The 17,667-nt window shown below is 45.5% G+C and carries 10 protein-coding genes; 1 reads left to right on the forward strand and 9 read right to left on the reverse strand.

Annotation, left to right across the window (positions count from 1 at the left end):
* Positions 1-10: 10 nt before the first annotated feature.
* The 5 genes from U2P89_RS02855 to U2P89_RS02875 all read right to left on the reverse strand — a co-directional run bounded on the left by U2P89_RS02855 (position 11) and on the right by U2P89_RS02875 (position 9,349).
* Positions 11-3,187 carry a fimbrillin family protein gene (locus tag U2P89_RS02855; RefSeq protein WP_322190566.1) on the reverse strand — a complete coding sequence of 1,059 codons (3,177 nt, stop codon included), beginning with the start codon at positions 3,185-3,187 and terminating at the stop codon, positions 11-13.
* A gap of 104 nt (positions 3,188-3,291) precedes the next feature.
* The gene (locus U2P89_RS02860; RefSeq protein ID WP_322190567.1) at positions 3,292-6,495 is read right to left on the reverse strand and encodes a fimbrillin family protein; all 3,204 of its coding nucleotides are present in this window, start codon (positions 6,493-6,495) and stop codon (positions 3,292-3,294) included.
* Between the two features lie 50 nt (positions 6,496-6,545).
* Positions 6,546-7,442 (reverse strand): hypothetical protein, encoded by an 897-nt coding sequence (locus U2P89_RS02865; RefSeq protein ID WP_322190568.1) that lies wholly within the window; start codon positions 7,440-7,442, stop codon positions 6,546-6,548.
* Positions 7,439-8,761, reverse strand: coding sequence for a DUF3868 domain-containing protein (locus U2P89_RS02870; RefSeq protein ID WP_019538283.1), 1,323 nt, complete (start codon positions 8,759-8,761; stop codon positions 7,439-7,441). The genes U2P89_RS02865 and U2P89_RS02870 overlap by 4 nt, the downstream gene beginning before the upstream one ends.
* Before the next feature lie 12 nt (positions 8,762-8,773).
* Entirely contained in the window at positions 8,774-9,349 is a 576-nt protein-coding gene (locus U2P89_RS02875) for a DUF3575 domain-containing protein (RefSeq protein ID WP_044059997.1), read from the reverse strand.
* 827 nt (positions 9,350-10,176) lie between these two features.
* On the opposite strand from U2P89_RS02875, the gene U2P89_RS02880 reads away from it, so the two are divergent.
* Positions 10,177-11,613, forward strand: a complete 1,437-nt coding sequence (locus U2P89_RS02880) for a hypothetical protein (RefSeq protein ID WP_313379644.1) — start codon at positions 10,177-10,179, stop codon at positions 11,611-11,613.
* A 222-nt stretch (positions 11,614-11,835) separates the two neighbouring features.
* Here the strand turns inward: U2P89_RS02880 and U2P89_RS02885 are convergent, their stop codons facing one another.
* The 4 genes from U2P89_RS02885 to gnd all read right to left on the reverse strand — a co-directional run bounded on the left by U2P89_RS02885 (position 11,836) and on the right by gnd (position 17,573).
* The gene (locus tag U2P89_RS02885) at positions 11,836-13,167 is read right to left on the reverse strand and encodes a DUF1080 domain-containing protein (RefSeq protein WP_409568025.1); all 1,332 of its coding nucleotides are present in this window, start codon (positions 13,165-13,167) and stop codon (positions 11,836-11,838) included.
* Positions 13,168-13,218: 51 nt separating this feature from the next.
* Entirely contained in the window at positions 13,219-14,640 is a 1,422-nt protein-coding gene (locus U2P89_RS02890; RefSeq protein WP_322190569.1) for a Gfo/Idh/MocA family oxidoreductase, read from the reverse strand.
* Positions 14,641-14,717: 77 nt separating this feature from the next.
* Positions 14,718-16,001: a lactate racemase domain-containing protein gene (locus U2P89_RS02895; protein ID WP_322190570.1), complete on the reverse strand. Its 1,284-nt coding sequence runs from the start codon at positions 15,999-16,001 to the stop codon at positions 14,718-14,720.
* Between the two features lie 117 nt (positions 16,002-16,118).
* Entirely contained in the window at positions 16,119-17,573 is a 1,455-nt protein-coding gene (gene gnd / locus U2P89_RS02900; RefSeq protein ID WP_322190571.1) for a decarboxylating NADP(+)-dependent phosphogluconate dehydrogenase, read from the reverse strand.
* Positions 17,574-17,667 lie beyond the last annotated feature (94 nt).

Here is a 17,667-nt window from a genome sequence, read left to right on the forward strand (position 1 = left end):
TAGAAATTACTTATTCAATTGTGATACTACCGTTGGTACCGGTCTCCCATTCCGCGATTGTCGCGGAGAGTTTCAATGCCGTCTTGGCAAGGGTGATATCCAACACATGGTTTTTACCTGGTTCAAAAGTGAAGACTCCTTCGTATTGGGCTTCATAGACAACACCTCCAAGCGTAATTTTCACTAACGTGACTTTGTTTCCGGCCGTGCCCTTCGTTTGAGGCAAGATCAACGCCTGGTAACTCAATTCGGCACCGCTATTAGGTGTAGTCAATTGAGTAGGTTCAAATGTCTGGTTATCGGATAGATTTGAAACAGCGCCGTTGGATATATCCACTGTCCCCTTCTGCATGAATTCCACAAGCTCTACCACCGGACTTCCACCGCTTATCTCATTGGGAGCAAATCCTTCGCCAGGGATAATATTCACGGTCACCTTACTCAATATGTGATCGAAAGTGAGATCCACATTGGCATCCTTGTCTTCGATCTCTCCATCGGACGCGACCAGAATATCATTGGTGCGGTCGGAAGGATCGGTCTTGCCGTTCAAATCCACATCGAAGGTCTTTTCTCCGGATGCAATCCCGGTACGCGTTCCATCGGGATAAACCGCCACGATCTTGTCGCCGGTTGCAAAGTCGTCCCTGTACCATGGGGTTCCGTCTTCCGCCACCAACTTTTTCTTTCCTTCAACTTCCTGCACTACATATACTTTCGATTCGATTACATCTCCATTATTATCCAAACGGTGGAAAGTAATCTTGTCTCCAACTTCAAATCCTTCCACACTTGTGGGGCTCTCATTGAATGAGTAGGTAAGCTCCACAGGTGTCTGGTCGATCCAGTCGGTCACCTTCACACTTACCAGTACTTCCGATCCCTTTATGGTGATGAACAGATGGGTGATCTCACCGGCATTGTATTCCACATCGTGATTATATGTCACATCATAAATCCGTGAGCCTATCTTCACCTGCGCTACGGTCTCTCCCGTCGGGATGGTCTGTGCCTGCAAATAAGAACGTGTGGAAATTTCATTGTTATCAGGATTATCGAGACGGATATCACCGGTATTGATGCCCGGCACATACACGCCCTTGTTCAAACTTCCTCCGATCGTATAACCGGGCAAAGTAATTTCAGCTGTTTTAAGCTGGTCCGCGGTATAGGTGTCGGAAGTACGCAGGGTTACGTTCACCTGTGATACGGCATGACTCATTTCAAAATGAATGGCCGTATTGCCTTTTCCGCCTTTATTTTCTATCGGCGTGGCGACGATATAGTCTTTCGATTGGTTATAACCGTTCGTACCATTTACCGCTTCGTTTTCAATTGAAGCGTATATATTTCCCGTACTGGGCAGATCCTCCCAGAACAAAGGATTGGAGGCATCTGAATAACTCCAACTATCGCTCGTCGCATTGTAGGTGAAATAACCAGGTACTTCAACCCGTTGAGCTCCTACGGTCTCTTCGGTAAAAAGTCTCAATTGACTGCCATCAGGGATATTTTCATTGGTTCCTAAAGTAGGGGTACCAATCCGTACTTCCGCTTCATGATCGTCGCCATCTACCCAATCAACCAATTTGGTGGTGAGCAACACCCCCGACTTTTGAATATTCAACCGTATTTCATGGTGCTGTCCCGCTTCATACGTAAACGCTGAGGCGTCTTTCACTTCATACACGTGACCGTTGATTTCCACTTTTACCAACACGTCGTTCGCGGCGATAGTCTGTGCGGGGAAAATGGCTACCCGCTCGGTAGCTCCCGGCGCTTCGGGGGTAATGTCTCCCTTGCCGGTCCCAACGGTATATGCTCCAGTAGTTTCATTCAAAGACCCGGTATTGAGATAATCGGGCAAAGTCACGGTAGCTCCTTGCAGGTCCGCAGCCGTGTAAATGCCGTCAGAAGATGAGAGTTTCACCGTGACTTTTGTTCCGGCATGCTTCATCTCGAGATGTACTCCTTTATATAAATCCACACCCGTGGTTTCACCCACCAGGTAATCGTCCATCTGGGTGGTATTCAGCTTCTCGGCATACACCGAAGTGGCTCTGAAATCGACCGGGCCGGTGAAGTTTTCCCAATAAACGGGATTCTCGATGGTCCATTTGGATCCTTTGAAGATAAATGAACCACCCTTAGTATAACTATAGTCAGCATCTCCGTTATCTTTGGCATACAGCCTCAGCACGTCGTCTTCCTTGAATCCTTCGCTCTCACCTTGGGCGGTCACAACATGAACGACATCGTAATTCCTAACAGGCCCGTCCGTCCAGTCTTCAATGCTGGCGGTGATCAACGCCGGCGTGGTCTTGAGGGTGAGGTTGAAGGTGTATTTGGTTCCGCCTTTCAATTCGAGGCCGGCATCCATTTTTGCGGTATAAACTCCACCATTGTCGGTAGTTACTTCAAATGTAACACCCTCGCCGGCTTCCCGGGGCAAGAGGATGGCTTGTCCTGTGTTGTTCGACAATGGGATGTTGATGGCATTCACACTTGCGGCATCGGGTGTCAACACATCGGTCAACAGGTTATAACTACCTGTGGTCTTCATCCCTTTAATTGCCAACTGACTGCCACCTAAATCAATAGGGCTTCCGGCTTCTGTGAGCAGATTGACCGTCACAAGGGTCAGGCGGTGATGGAACACCAAATGGGCTTCTTTATTATCCTTGCTATTGGCTGTGGAGCCATCCTTGTTCTCATGGACGGCTGTCATCAAATCCAAAGCGGCCATATCGGCTTGTCCCGATACATTCACCGGATAATTGGGATAATCAGTCAGTCCCGTATAGGGATAATAGGCTTTGAAGGTCACTTCACTGCCATTGATGGGATAATACATCTTTTGTCCCTCCGTTTCGGGATTGAAAGCCACATCACCCGATCCGGCGGCGACAGCTTTATACTGGTTATTGGTATAGATAGGTGTCGCGGGGGTTGACGTGCTTAACATCGTGACGCCAATCAGGTCGTCGGCTGCCCATGTGTCATTGGCGGCACGGGTGGTAGATTGGGCATCTACAGAGATTGTGGTGCCCCCCGTGAGCACCACGGCATCTTTCACATCGTTGGTAGAAGGAGTGAAGTCTTCGCTATTGCAACCAGTGGCCAACAGGGTCAACAAGGCTCCTCCCAACAGTGATTTACATATATTTAAAAATGATTTATGTCTCATATCTGATCAATATTTATTGTTTGCTCGGTTTTGCTAAATTGGACTCTCCCACAACGGTATGATCCAGGGTATATCCGGCATCATACGTGCTGTGTTTCGAGAGTTTAATGTAATTCAACATCGATATCGGGTTCTTTATTCCAATCCACGATGGACGCTGTGAGTTCCACTCCTGTCTTGTTTAAAGTCAGGTTCAGCATATTGTGGGCGCCGGCGGCAAAGAGCTTATCAGCGGGCAACTTCACCTGAAACTCGGCATCATTCAGTCTCACTGTGACCATCACACTATTGCCGGTAATGTTTTGTGGCATCACGAAGGCTTCGTAGCTCGACACGACGGTCTTGCCTGTCACGGAATAGACCTTGTCTAACTTCGACGGGGTGAATGCGGCAGTAGCAGCACCGTCAGGAGTGGCTGTGCCGTTGATTACATCCACAATACCCGACAATTGGAAGTTGTTCATCTCAACCTCGGCAAGCATTATCTCATCGGAAGTGAATCCTTCCCCTGCGATCAGGTTGATAGAGACTTTACTCAACACGTGTTTGAACTCAAAAGCCACATCGCCCTCGGCTTGTATTTCACCTAAATTCCTGTCTGCTACGGGAGCCGCTACCATAATATCGTCGGCATGAGCATTCGTGGTTCCAGAACTCTTTACCGTCCAGTTGAACGTATTCTCTCCGGCTGCAAGCGCGGAAGCAGTTGCGGGATATACGGCGGCTATCAAGTCGCCGGTTTTGAAATCATCCCTGTACCAGGGAGTTCCTACCGGGCTAAGAGTGCCGTTATCGGGGCCGCCGACATACTTATATATATTGCTGATAGCATCCACGGCATCACCGTGAGCATTCAGTTTATAAAATTTAATTTGATCCTCATTTTCAAAACCTGCGGAAGTTTTGTTGGATACGGAGAAGAAGAGGCCTTCGAACTCAAGGGCAGGCAATTCAGTCCATCCGGTCACATCCACGCTTACACTCAATCCTGTCTTCTCGATGGTGATGATGAGGTTGGTCACCTTGCCCGCCTCATAAAGGATGTCGGCCGCGATGGATCCCCCTTGCAACTTCACATCTTCGGGTTTCACCGTATAGGTGCGTCCGTCAATTCCAATGGTCACCAGGTCTTCTCCTATGGCAACGGTCTGTGGTTGCAGGTAAGAAGCGCTATTGTAGGTAACTTCGGTAGCGTCGCCCGTTTTGGTGGGTTTGGCCAATGCGATGGTTCCCTTGTTAGAACCCGGCACATATACACCTTTATCCAACTTACCGCCAATGGCGTAATCGGGTAAGGTGATATTGGCGCTCAGCAACTTCTCTTCTCCATAAGTGTTGGAACGGAGCATCACATTCACTTTCGCCACCTGATGCGTCAACTGGAAGTTCAACGCGGTATTGTCGGTTCCGCCTTTGTTGACGATAGGAGTGGCGACGATATAGTCGGGCGATTGGTTATTACCCTCGGCGGCATCTACTGCCGGCCGGGTGATGGAGGCATAGAGATTACCGTCAGCCGGGATGTCTTCCCAGTAAAGCGGTGCCGAAGGACCGTTATATGTCCAGGTATCAGCGGCTTCGTCGTAAACAAAATTGCCGGGAAGGGTGATACGGTCGGCATCATCGCCGGAGAAGAGATAAAGTTGGTCTCCGTCAACCAGATCGCCGCTGTTATTATCAAGGCTCGCGACCCCTATGCGCACCTCTTCAAACTCTATAGTTTCTTCTACCCAAGGTTTAATCACCGTACTCATTTCCACTTTGGCCTTACTTGCATCGAGTACCAGCGTGTAAGCATATCCTTTTTTGTATTCAAAATTATCGGTCCCTTCGGCTTTCACCTCATAAAGGCGACCGTTGATGGAGACGGTAAGGATATTATCTCCGTTGGCAATGGTTTGCGGCGGGAAGATGGCCACTCCCTCTTCGGGGATGATATCCCCGCGGGTAGTACCCGGCACGAATTCCCCTTTATCGTTATAAGAGCCCGAATTCAGGTAATTGGGCAGAATCACCGAAGCAGCGTCCAAGTCGGCTTTAATGAAAGTGCCGTCGGAAGATTGCAACACCACAGTTACTTTAGAACCCACATGCTCCAATTCGAGGTTCACACCCGTATAAGGACTCACCTCCACTTCCTTGGAGATAAGGATATCATCCATCTGCGAGTCGTTGAGCGCTTTTTCAAGGATGGTGGCACCTTTAAACAGAGTGGGACTGCCGGTAATGCTTTCCCAATAGATGGGAGATCCGGGGGTCCATTTGTTATTTCCTTCGTATGTGAAGTTCTCAAGGAGTCCGAACTTACCATCGGTTCCTTCTTTCAGGAACAGATCGAGAGAATGTCCCGTCTCGAATCCTTTGGTAATGCCCAGTCCCGTAACCACGCGGATCACATCGAAATGGCGGGTGGGCCCTTCAATCCAAGGCTCAATGGTGGCGCTTATCTCAGCAGGCGATTTCAAGCGAAGGTGGAAAGTATGCACATATCCCTCTTTGAATTCGAAATCACTGCTTAATGCCGCGGTATATTTTCCCCCGTCAGTCGTGGTGATCACAAATTCCACCCCCTCGCCCGCGGGACGGGGAAGGATGATCCCTTCTGCCTTCGCATTGGAGACCGGGAAAGAGATATCCGCACCAGGAAGGTTATTATCCACAATAAGGCTTTCACTCAAAAGATCGTAGCTCGCTTCAGTCTTCAAGCCCTTCATCGTCACGTCTACTCCCTCGAGGATGGAGATGCTCTCGTTATCGGTGGAGAGGTTCACCACCACCTTTGCCAAACGGTGATAGAAATGCAATTTCACGTTAGGGTCTTTGGTGGAGGTGCCCGAAAGGTGCTCCGCCGTCATCAGGTCGATATCCGGCAGGTTGGTCTGGTCTTTGGTAGATACCGGGATCACCAAGTTCGACGGGAGATCCTTTTTATACGGATAGTAGGCTTTGAAAGCCACCTCTTCGTCGCTGGTGGGAAAATAAATGATCTGCGAAGCATTGTTGGGGGAGAACTTATCGTCGCCGGAAGTTGTATATCCAAAGTTACGGTAAGGAGCGATCACTTCAAGCGACTGCGGGTTGACCATCGTCACGCCAATCACATCACCCTCATCCCACACATCATTTGTTGCCCGGGTACTGCTCTTCAAATTGTCGGCTCCGGACTTCAACAGTCCCCCCGCCTCGGCGGAGATACGGGCTTCCACGCCATTCTCAGCGTTTGGCGGTATCACATCATTCGTGCAAGCCACAGCAAAAAGGGCTGCGATCGCACTCAAAAAGATAAGTTTAAAAAAAGATGTCTTCATATGTTTTATATGTTTTTATTTTCTATCTGACCATTGAATTGCCACAATTCTTAGACCGGTTTCACATCTATCCATTCTTCGGGCCCCGCTTGCCAATCCTCTATATCGGCAGTGAAATCGGCTCCGGTACGAAGCACAATACGAATAATCCAAGGGGTAGTCACTTCTTTGGTATGAAAACCAGCAAGATCGTCAGCGATCTCATAGTTGAAATCTCTCTTGAAACCATCCTTATAGTGAATGGTCAACACCAGATTCTGGTCCGCATTACCATCCAATCCCAACAGGCGGTACGAATCGGTATAAAAGCCGTCCTTATCCACTTCATCCAATGCATAAGCCGCATAACCTGTGCTCAATGCCGGATAACGATCCCGTTCCCCGTTTTCAATAAAGGCGTTGTGCAGTTCACGGGAGAGGGTGATACCGTCTACAGTGGCTGTCACAGATTCCACCAAATCGGCATTTTGCCCTTCAATCTTCACCTTTAGCGTAAGTATGCGAGTTTGGATATAAGTAGGAACATCGTAATTGATGATACCCCAATCCTCTAATCCACCATCGACATTAAAATCGATATAGCCTCCTACAAAGTCACCCGGATCGCCGGCAGCTCCATCGGTGGAACTAACAGATACCACCGTTCCGAAGTGTAATCCTACCTGCTCGTTCTCTCCTTTCAGGGAAAAGGCTCTGTATTGTCCTTTGGTCAGTTCCAGGATATTATCCGGCCCTACTTCGGTCTTGCGCCATTCTCCACTGGGATACATCACAGAGGTATTCGTATTGGGCAGAAACTCATTCTTTTTCTGTTGCAATTCCACCGGTACGATAGGAGTGATGGTGTATAATCCCGGACAGTTTTCCGTGTCGTAATCGGACTTAATGCAAGATGCCAAAAGTAAAAGCAGGGAGACGCTTGCTATTTTACAGATATTCTTCATCATTGCTTTTCTTTCAATATTTTGATATATTCCATGTTATTTTTTCCTTCGGGTGTAGAGAGATCCGCTTTCTCCATATATTTTTCGGCAGACTCCAAATCGCCCCGTTCCAATGCCGCCGCCGCGGCGTTGAGGTTTGCATCGGGATTGTCGGGATAGGTCTTTACGGCGGTTTCTATCAACCGGTAATACTCATCCGACCCTTTCCCGCTCAGCAATGCGGCATCGAACATCTCCCTCAAACTCAATTGGGATGGATCTTTTTTCACAATATCACGGGCTTCTTGGGCCGCGTAATCGCGAACGATATATTCAATCTCGTAGTTGGTATGACGTAATACCGGAAACCAGTTACGCATCATATGCCGGAAAGCTTCATGCATCCGTTTTAATTCGGTTTCCTTCACATCGGGCTCCACGTCACTCTTGGCAATCTCAAGGATACGCGCCTTCTGTGGTAATTGAGAATTTTCAGCCAAACGGATAAATCCTTCCCAATTTTCGGGAGTGGAATTGGTTTGAATGATCTTTTCGGGAAGGTTGAATTTCTTGATGATATACTCCTTCAACGCCTTGGTACGTCCGTCAGCCAAATACACATTATGTTTATAAACTCCTTCGGGCGATGCAAAACCATGTAGCTTGATACTTTGGACATCGCTTGGGGCGAAGCCCTTCAAGGTACTGTCGATTTTAGCCAACTCAATTGAGTTGCGCATATAATCGGGATAAATCACGATTTGGTTGATGGGAAAATCGATATACGCCTGACCTTTGAGTATGCGACGCTTCACCGGTTCCGGTTCGGGGGCGCGGTAAAGAATGTTGGGCAGCACCACCGGCTGAGGCACGTCGATATGGGTAAGTGCAAGGAAATCGATCTCTTCCGATTGATTCCCGCATCCGCAAAAGTCTTGTTCTAACACCAATTCCGCCTTATCCATCCAATCCTCGGAAGGAAGAGATGCAGTATATGCGATAACCTGTTCTTCACCGCTTGCTCTTCGGAATAACTGTTCTGAATCATCAGGTAAAAGATTATTCCGTTCAGATATAATCTGACGTTTCCTGCCATACACATGAACCGACGGCAATACATTCTGATTATCATTTCCTTTTATAATAGGAGTGAATGTAACCATCCTGTTAGATGAAACCTTGAAATTTTCCGGCAAGATGATATCCATGTCGACAGACAAGATACGATCGTCAGACAACTGTACGGAGAGGTTTTCCACCCGTACCGGATTGTCGGAAGACGACTGTCCCCGTAATGTGACGAAACTCAAGAAAAAGAGCGTGATTATGAATATATTTCTCATTTGATCTTTATTTTAGAATACATAAACAATACTTAGTGCCGCTTTAGTAGGACCGAAATAGTGTTTATCCTTGTCCTTGTCGAGACGCTTTCCACAGTCGCCGCACTGATACCTGTCGTAATTAATGTAAGCATATCCTGCTCCAAGAGTTGCCTCAAGGTTCCAATGTTTTGACAGCACCCATTGATAACCATAAGAAACACCACCTCCAATAAACTCACCCTCATATCGGTGTGTCTTGAGGCCGGGATACATTCCGAAAGGAAGCTTAATTCCCGCCAGATTAAAGAGCCCTCCATGCAGATGAACCCCTAAGAATGAACCGGAGAATTTCTCACAGAACCAAAATCGGTACTCGGGTTGCAAATACAAATGTTTGATCAATTTGCCGTCACTCAACTCCCATGGGTTCCAGTGCATATAAAGCTCCAGCGTATTTTTGGGAGCTGTCCCTATCTCCGCCGCCAAACTCATCGTGGTGGTGGCATCTGCCATTATATTTGTCTTAATGGCGGCTTTTTGTGCCGATATGCCGTTAAAACTGAACAACATCACAATAGCGATAATTAATTGTTTTGATTTATCCATCTCTTTTGTTTCCAAATAGTTTTAAATAACAAAGCCGTGTATATCTTTCTATTACCTATTTACTTATTTAACTAACCTATTTAAAAATGCTTTAACATCGATACTCCTAATGATATCTTAATTGCTAACGACCTTATGACTGTGCTTAAACGAGTTATGGTTTGGCTTCAAAATTTATATTTGATGCCAATCTTTATCATCATATGACAATGGTGGCATCGCAGTGGTCATTATCAATTATTAGGTAAGCATTAACTAAGAAAAAAATAAGCGCTATCTCTTATTTCTAATAAGACTATCTTCTTTCATAATAATTTGCTGACAAAAAAAGACCCCAAGATATTATAAAACAACATCTTATCTTTTACACAATTCTAATAAATCAATATCGATTTTTAAAGCACCACAAAAGTCATATTTTAGCCACTAATATCAAAAAAAAGACATATCGAAAAATAAAAAGAAGATACTACATAGATACAACATATAATTTAATTATCTGTATATATGAATATTAAAAGACAATTTACAAAAAAAAACAGAAAAAGTATACTGTGGAAAAAATCCACAGTATACAAATTTATTCATGTCTTAAATATCATATTGCCAGAATTGTTGAAAAAAATATTTAATTTCGCAATAGTTTTTTTCCGGAAGGGTGAAAATCTTTTATTTTATAAAGGAAATTCCATAAAAAATAACAGATTCCTGTTTCTTGATAATCGCTGAATCGTAAAAAACCCCTATCACTATCATATATAATATATAATAGATATTACACATTTATTAAAAACAAAAAGGAGTTTGAAGAAACTAAAAAAACAATTATGAAATTAATCTTCTTTGCATTTGTATTATTGATAATTGGATCCAGCATATATGGTCAGGATATTGTACCGGAAAAAGTCAAAAAAGTAGATAGCTTATTAACGGTTGCATCAGCTGAAGTCTCTAACGTGAATCCAATAGGGGTAATTGAATCTGCAACCAAAGCTTTAACATTAAGCAGGGAAATCAATTACTCAAGAGGAAAGGCAATGTCTTCTTTTTATATCGGACAGGTCCTTATTTATATGGGAGATTATGAAAAATCGCTGGAATACCTACAACTCTCTCAAAAAGAAAAATACACATCGAAAAATGATATCATAAAATCAGAGATCTGCAGGATCAAGGGACAAGTATTTTTCTATTTGGGATTAAAGGAAGCTTCATTTCGTGAATTCCAAAAGGCTTACGAATACGCAATACGGATTAAAGAAAAAAAAGAACGTGACCGCTATGTGAGCTTGGCTTATGAAAATCTCGGCATAGCATATACAGCAGTGAGAAATAAGCCTGACTCAACCTTTTATTTTTATAGAAAGAATAAGGAGCTACTCGACAAAACGGACGAAAACCTTACATTCAGAAACAAAATCAACCTTTACACCCTTATTGGTAATTATTATAGGGATAAAGAGGTGTTCGACTCTGCAACCGTATGGTACAATCAGGCAAACTCACTCATTACCAAATATGATTATCCTTACTCCTCATGGCTCTGCGCACATTGGAGTGACCTCCATTTAATGAAGGGAGAACCCGACGCTGCCCTCAATTGCGTCAAAAAAGGATTGGAATGTGCAAAAAGGACAAATCTCAGAAATGAATTACCAGGATTATATCAAAAAATAACGACTATCTATTCCAAAAATGGAATGGAAGACTCCGCGCGCTTTTATCAAAACATGTACCAAGAAATCTCAGATGAGCTCTCCACCTCAAGAGAAGGAGCCACGGAGAAAGCCATGCAACTCCTTTTAGAAGAGGAACGTAAATATGCGCAGATGAGATTCAACAAGACACTCTCCATCATCGTTTATTCCATAATAGCCACGTTGTTGGGTATCTATCTATTCTGGCAAAGGAAAAAAGCAATACTGGAAGCAACAGAGCGAGAAGTATCCGTATTGCAAGACAAACTGAACGATGCCTTTGATGAGGTGATAGAATTGGCCAGAGAAAATGATCCCTCCTTTCTTGCACGGTTTAGAATGATATATCCCGAATTCATCAATAACTTGCTCAAGGCACATCCTCAATTAATTGAGTCTGAGCTGTGGCTCTGCGCGATGGTTTATTTAAATTTCTCCTCGAAAGAGATTGCCCAATACGCCTTCATTACACACCGTTCGGTGCAAACCCGGAAGAGCCGGTTAAGAAAGAAATTGGGTATTCCTGCCGATGTCGATTTATATCAATATATGATATCTCTTTCCTAGATCAATAGATCTTCCTCCCTTTTGCAAAATATCACAGCAGTAGAATTGGTGTTCTTCTGAACTATTATAGGTCATAAAATATTGTCAATCGGAAACTTTAGCTACATACATGTAACTTACGAGAATTGAAAAAAGGAGAACCTTTTCTTCCGAAGAAGAGCATGTACTCCTTTTCCAGCATCTTACGCATTTGGGATAATAAAAAAGGTATAAACCGTTCTTTTATTCCAGTTCTTTAATCTTGATATTCTGGAACCAGACTTCATCACCATGGTCCTGCAGGAGAATCAATCCCTCCTCTGCATTGCCAAAATTAGGCCAGTCCTTATATTTACTGTAGTTTACCAGTGCTTCCCACATCTGGTTGTTACGTTGGTATTCGATGATCTTAACACCATTCAGCCAATGCTCCACATGATTCCCCTTGACAACCACCATGGCGGTATTGAAGAATCCGCCACGGAAAGGTTTATCCTTAGGGGCGGGTATCAAGTCGTAGAGTGAGCCCAGTGTACGGTTACCTTCAACACCGAGTTTTGCATCAGGATGCTTCTTGTCGTCAAGGATCTGGAATTCACAACCGATAGCCGATCCTTCCCCTTTATTCAGGTTGGTATCCACAAAATATTTGATGCCGCTATTAGCGCCTTCAGTAATCCTGAAATCTACTTTCAGCATAAAGTTCTTGTAAGGGCGGGTAGTGACGATATCGCCTCCGTTGGTGGATTCGCCTCCGCCGCTTTTATGCACTTTCAGTACGCCGTTATCGATAGACCATCCTTTTTCGGGGAAATGATCCAATTTCGCACCTCTCCATCCTTCGGCGGTCTTACCGTCCCACAGCAGCTTCCATCCTTCTGCCGCTTCTCGTTCAGAGATAGTATTGGCGATTGTATTGATCTGTTTCACTTTATCATTCTCAGGGGTTTTAAACCGCTCCAGATCTTGTGTAAGTATCCTGATATTACGCCATGCAACGGTCTTTCCTTCCAGGTCGGCATTACCGATAGAATGTACCTGCAGGGCGATAAAGCCCGATAGTGTGGTATTATCCAGCAGGTCGGTGCAGGAAACACCGTTCACCCATGTACGGATAGAACTACCTATAGCCTCTATACGGGCTTTGTTCCACTCTCCGTTTTTGAATGCTTTCTGCCCCTCGGGATTGTAGTTCATCGGATAGAGCCATCCCCGACGAGCTTCGTCGTAGATACCTCCGGTCCATGCCCTTGAAGATGGATCAATTTCGAACTGATAACCATGCACACGCCCATTCATATAATCTTTCAGACTATTACTCCGGAACTGGACACCGGAATTCAAACCATCATCGACCTTGAATTCAAATTCCAGGATAAAATCGCTATACATTTTTTTTGTGGCAAGGAATGTATTGGGGGTATTCATTTTTGAAATACCGACGATGGCGTTGTCCTCTATTTTGTATTCCGCAGTACCGTTCAGTTTTTCCCATCCCCGCAAGTTACGACCATTGAACAGATTTTCCCATTTCGGCTCCTGTGCCCATGCAGAAATGGTTACTATCGCTACCATAGCTGTTATTACTATTTTTTTCATCATTTTTTCTTGTTTTTAATATAGAAGTTATATCTTATAAAAATCTTCCCATCCTTTTCTCGGAGGCTCCCCGGTGAGATATGCATTCGCAAAGGTATCGTTGGTAACCCGTTTGGTATTGCGGTCGAACACAATCTTGCGGTTTAGCCGCTGTGCAGCTACACCCAGGCAGAACACCTGACTCAGAGGAGCGGATATTTCAAACGGAGAACGTGTTTTCTCCTTGCCCTGGCAAGCCAACAGGAAGTTTGCAAAATGGTCGGATGGGCTCTTCGGCACTTCGGGAAGGTCTTTCTCCATCGCTTTTGCCTTCTCTTCAGGGATAATGCTCAGTGTACTACCATGCGACCCTCCCTTGAAGGTAAGCTCCTTGCTATAGATCTCTTTACCCGGATTCAACTTGGCCGGTTGTATCTGTCCACCTCCCACGGAAGGAATATTGGGATCGAGTTCCGATACACCGTATCCTTCGGGAACAGACGGGATATTGTCCAGACCATCATACCAGGTGATAACCAGTGGAGGCATATTTCCACGTGCAGGGAATTTGAATTCTATGGTACTCGACATCGGGAAAAAATAATCATTATGATCTTTCAACCTCAATGGGGTCACTTCTTCCGGTAAGCCGAGATCGAGAAATTCATGCACCGTGTCTATAATATGCGCGCCCCAATCGCCCAAGGCTCCCATTCCGAAATCATACCAGCAGCGCCACTGTCCGTAATGGAAATCTTTGTTGTAGTCATGGTATCGCTGTGCCATCAACCATATATCCCAATCCAATGTTTCGGGAATAGGTTCGGCAGCGGGGAATTTTTTGATATTGGGATCCCATCCGTGCCAGCGACGCGGGTTGTTCATGTGTGCCGTCACAGCCGTCACATCTTTGATAATACCCGCCTCTTTCCATGCCTTAAACTGGAAATAGTTGGCCTCCGAATGGCCCTGGTTACCCATCTGGGTGACTACATTCGGATACTTCTTTGCGGCTTTCAGGAGCAGTTCCGATTCATGGAAAGTACGGGTCAATGGTTTTTCCACGTAAACATGTTTACCTTCGGCCATCGACATCATTACCGCCGGGAAGTGAGCAAAGTCGGGAGTAGCAATAGCCACTGCCTCAATCTCGTTACCCATTTTGTCAAACATTTCCCTGAAATCTTTGAACCGTTTTGCATTGGGAAACTTGTCGAGTGCCTTCTTTGTATGTTCAGCTCCCAAATCAACATCACAAAGGGCAACTACGTTGGCTAATCCCGTCTTGTCGAAATCGTTGATGATTTCCCATCCCCTGTTTCCAATACCGATATGGGCCAGATTCACCTTTTTATTGGCACCTGCAACCCTACTGTAACTGGCAGCATTCATTTTGGTAGATATACCGCCCATGGCCAACCCTGCTGACGCCAGAGCTGTGTTTTTGATAAATTCTCTTCTCGTTGTCATGATATATATGGAGTTTATATTGAAATTTAAAAATATAGTATTTATTCGTGCCGACTGATACCTACTCTCAGGAAAAATTAAGCAAACCGGTCTTTATGTGCCCATAAACCAAGAGCAGGACTCGAGATATAGTAGACCTCCTCTCCATCGTCAAGCCTGTTAAAGCCCTCTTTAAGACGTAAAGGGTCATATTTTTGCATAACCTCATCTATATCACCCCACCGGAAACCAACACTCTCAATCTCTTCCCGTGTAAGGTTCCAGGCCTCTTTTCCGGGACAGTAGGTAACGGAAAAGCGTCCTTCGGATGACCCGTGAATAAGATGTGCCGCCGCACCCAGATTATCCCTTAATTCCTGATTTTCGGACACCGCCTTCAATGTATGGGGTGTACCGAAATAGCCATACTTGCGGATCAACAAATCGATTGTTTTGTCTTCTCCAAATTCTTTCAATGCAGGAGCCAGTACGATCAGTTCTCCTCCGTCAGCGATAGCCATCCGTGTGCGATAGACCGATTTATTTCCTAACCATGTACTTTTAAATTCGGTAGGATCAAGCCATACAATCACCTTTTTCAATGGTTTCTCCACCATTACAAAATTGACCTGCAGAGAGAGCCGGGCAGCCCGGTCGAATACCTCCAGACCATCTCCCACAAACAGTCCATAGGTCTGTTGCACTCCTTCGGAATTTACCCCTACCACAGTCAGGACATAAACGATAGGCAACTCCTTTAAATAGTTTTCGGTAGCATAGTTAAATACACGCCTGACCGGGGTATCAGATTTTCCCATCATCCGTTCCATACCGTAAACGGCTCCTATATAATGGCTCTTATTGATCCCTTCACTTCCACCGGTACCAACCAGGATATTCTTGTTGTAGTTGGCCATCCCCACTACTTCATGAGGTACTACCTGTCCGATGGAGAGGATAAGGTCGAAACCGCCTTCTACCAATAGTTTATTTACTTGTGCCGGCCAGGCGAAATCCACTTTACCTTCCGAGATATCACGAATGTACTCAGCCGGTACCTCACCCAACGTAATTACATCATTCCTCCAGTCATGGTCGCGAAAAAGTGTTTTAGGCGTCTTTCCAAACATATGGTCGATCTGCCCCTCAGTCATGGGGGTATGTGTCCCCAAAGCCGGGAGAATATCAGTCAGTTTGTCACCGTAATATTCCCATGTGATTTTGGTGAGTTCCCCGGCACGGCTGGGCAGGCGGGTATAATCAGGCGGAACGGCAAGAACTTTTTGCCGTTCGCCCAATTTATCCAATGCTTCATACAATCCCCTCCTCATATCCTCATGAGAGAGAGCGGTCGTGGGAGAACCATTTTCGTAGTAAATCATCCTTTTTAAGTGAAAAGTGAATAATTAATAATGAAAAATTGGGGATATCGGATGTGAGAACTTCCAGACTTTTCACTCTCCCTAGTCCCCGGTCTTTCCACCTTTTTACACCAAATATCAAACATCATACGTCGTAGAGGCAGTGTTTCCGCCACGTCCGGTCCAATCGGTATGGAAGAACTCGCCACGTGCTTTGTCCACCCTTTCATACTGATGGGCACCGAAATAGTCACGCTGCGCCTGCAACAGGTTAGCCGGGAGTCGTGCGCTTCTGAAACCATCGAAATAGCACAAAGCTGAAGTAAGTGCCGGTACAGGAATTCCATTCTGTAAAGCTGTTGCACAAACTCTGCGCCAGCTCTCTTCTGCTGATAACACTGCTCCTTTGAAGAAGTCGTCAAGCAAGAGATTTTCCAATGAGGGGTTGTTATCAAACGCTTTCTTGATATCACCCAGGAAACGGGAGCGGATAATACATCCACCGCGCCACATCAGGGCGATCCCCCCGTAATTGAGATTCCATCCATACTCTTTGGCCGCTTCCATCATCAAGTCGTAGCCTTGCGCATAGGAGATGATCTTAGCTCCGTAGAGTGCCTTTTCCAGATCATTGACAAACTGCTGTTTATCTCCTTTGAATTCAGGTTTTTTACCGGAGATAGCCTCCGAGGCTTTAACCCTCAGATCTTTCTGGGCTGAAAGACAGCGCGAGAAGACCGACTCACCAATCAGCGTAAGGGGAATACCCAGGTCAAGTGCTGATACGGCTGTCCATTTACCGGTTCCTTTTTGTCCTGCGGTATCGAGGATCTTTTCTACCAACGGGCTTCCATCTTCATCCTCATAAGCCATGATATCAGCGGTAATCTCTATCAGGTAGGAGTCCAGCACGCCACTGTTCCATCTTTTGAATACTTCATGCTGCTCAAAGGCATCCATGCCGAGCAGTTCTTTCATCAGGTGATATGCTTCGTTGATGATTTGCATATCGCCGTACTCGATGCCGTTATGCACCATCTTCACAAAGTGGCCGGCACCGTTCTCGCCCACCCAGTCGCAGCAGGGAACACCCCCATCGACTTTAGCAGCGACCGCCTGGAAGATCTCTTTCACATGAGGCCACGCTTCCGGCGATCCGCCCGGCATCATGGAAGGTCCTTTGAGGGCTCCCTCTTCACCGCCCGAAACGCCAGTACCGATATAGAGCAATCCTTTACTCTCTACATATTTCGTTCTGCGGATGGTATCGGGGAAATGGCTGTTTCCACCGTCGATAATGATATCACCCGGTTCTAGCAGCGGGATAAGCTGTTCGATAAAATCGTCCACAGGCTTACCTGCTTTTACCAACATCATTACTTTACGGGGTCTTTCTAAGGATGCCACCAACTCCTGTAGGGAATGAGCTCCAATAAAATTCTTCCCTTTTCCCCGTCCGTTGACAAATGCGTCGACTTTGTCGACAGTACGGTTGAACACGGCTACTGTATAGCCTTTACTTTCCATATTGAGGACCAGATTTTCACCCATTACGGCCAATCCGATCAATCCGATGTCTGCTTTTTTATTCATTGTATATTTTATTATATTTCAGATCCCATATTCAAGATTTGGCTTACGCCGATTGTTAATTGACTACGTCGAACGTTGTTTCAATTCAGATTTG

Source organism: Proteiniphilum sp. (genome assembly GCF_034331125.1).
Taxonomy (GTDB): Bacteria; Bacteroidota; Bacteroidia; order Bacteroidales; family Dysgonomonadaceae; genus Proteiniphilum; species Proteiniphilum saccharofermentans.

Excerpts from the sequence above, each read along its gene's own strand:
- U2P89_RS02855 (WP_322190566.1), bottom strand. The coding sequence starts at position 3,187 with ATGAGACATAAATCATTTTTAAATATATGTAAATCACTGTTGGGAGGA.
- U2P89_RS02860 (WP_322190567.1), bottom strand. The coding sequence starts at position 6,495 with ATGAAGACATCTTTTTTTAAACTTATCTTTTTGAGTGCGATCGCAGCC.
- U2P89_RS02865 (WP_322190568.1), bottom strand. The coding sequence starts at position 7,442 with ATGATGAAGAATATCTGTAAAATAGCAAGCGTCTCCCTGCTTTTACTT.
- U2P89_RS02870 (WP_019538283.1), bottom strand. The coding sequence starts at position 8,761 with ATGAGAAATATATTCATAATCACGCTCTTTTTCTTGAGTTTCGTCACA.
- U2P89_RS02875 (WP_044059997.1), bottom strand. The coding sequence starts at position 9,349 with ATGGATAAATCAAAACAATTAATTATCGCTATTGTGATGTTGTTCAGT.
- U2P89_RS02880 (WP_313379644.1), top strand. The coding sequence starts at position 10,177 with ATGAAATTAATCTTCTTTGCATTTGTATTATTGATAATTGGATCCAGC.
- U2P89_RS02885 (WP_409568025.1), bottom strand. The coding sequence starts at position 13,167 with ATGGTAGCGATAGTAACCATTTCTGCATGGGCACAGGAGCCGAAATGG.
- U2P89_RS02890 (WP_322190569.1), bottom strand. The coding sequence starts at position 14,640 with ATGACAACGAGAAGAGAATTTATCAAAAACACAGCTCTGGCGTCAGCA.
- U2P89_RS02895 (WP_322190570.1), bottom strand. The coding sequence starts at position 16,001 with ATGATTTACTACGAAAATGGTTCTCCCACGACCGCTCTCTCTCATGAG.
- gnd (WP_322190571.1), bottom strand. The coding sequence starts at position 17,573 with ATGAATAAAAAAGCAGACATCGGATTGATCGGATTGGCCGTAATGGGT.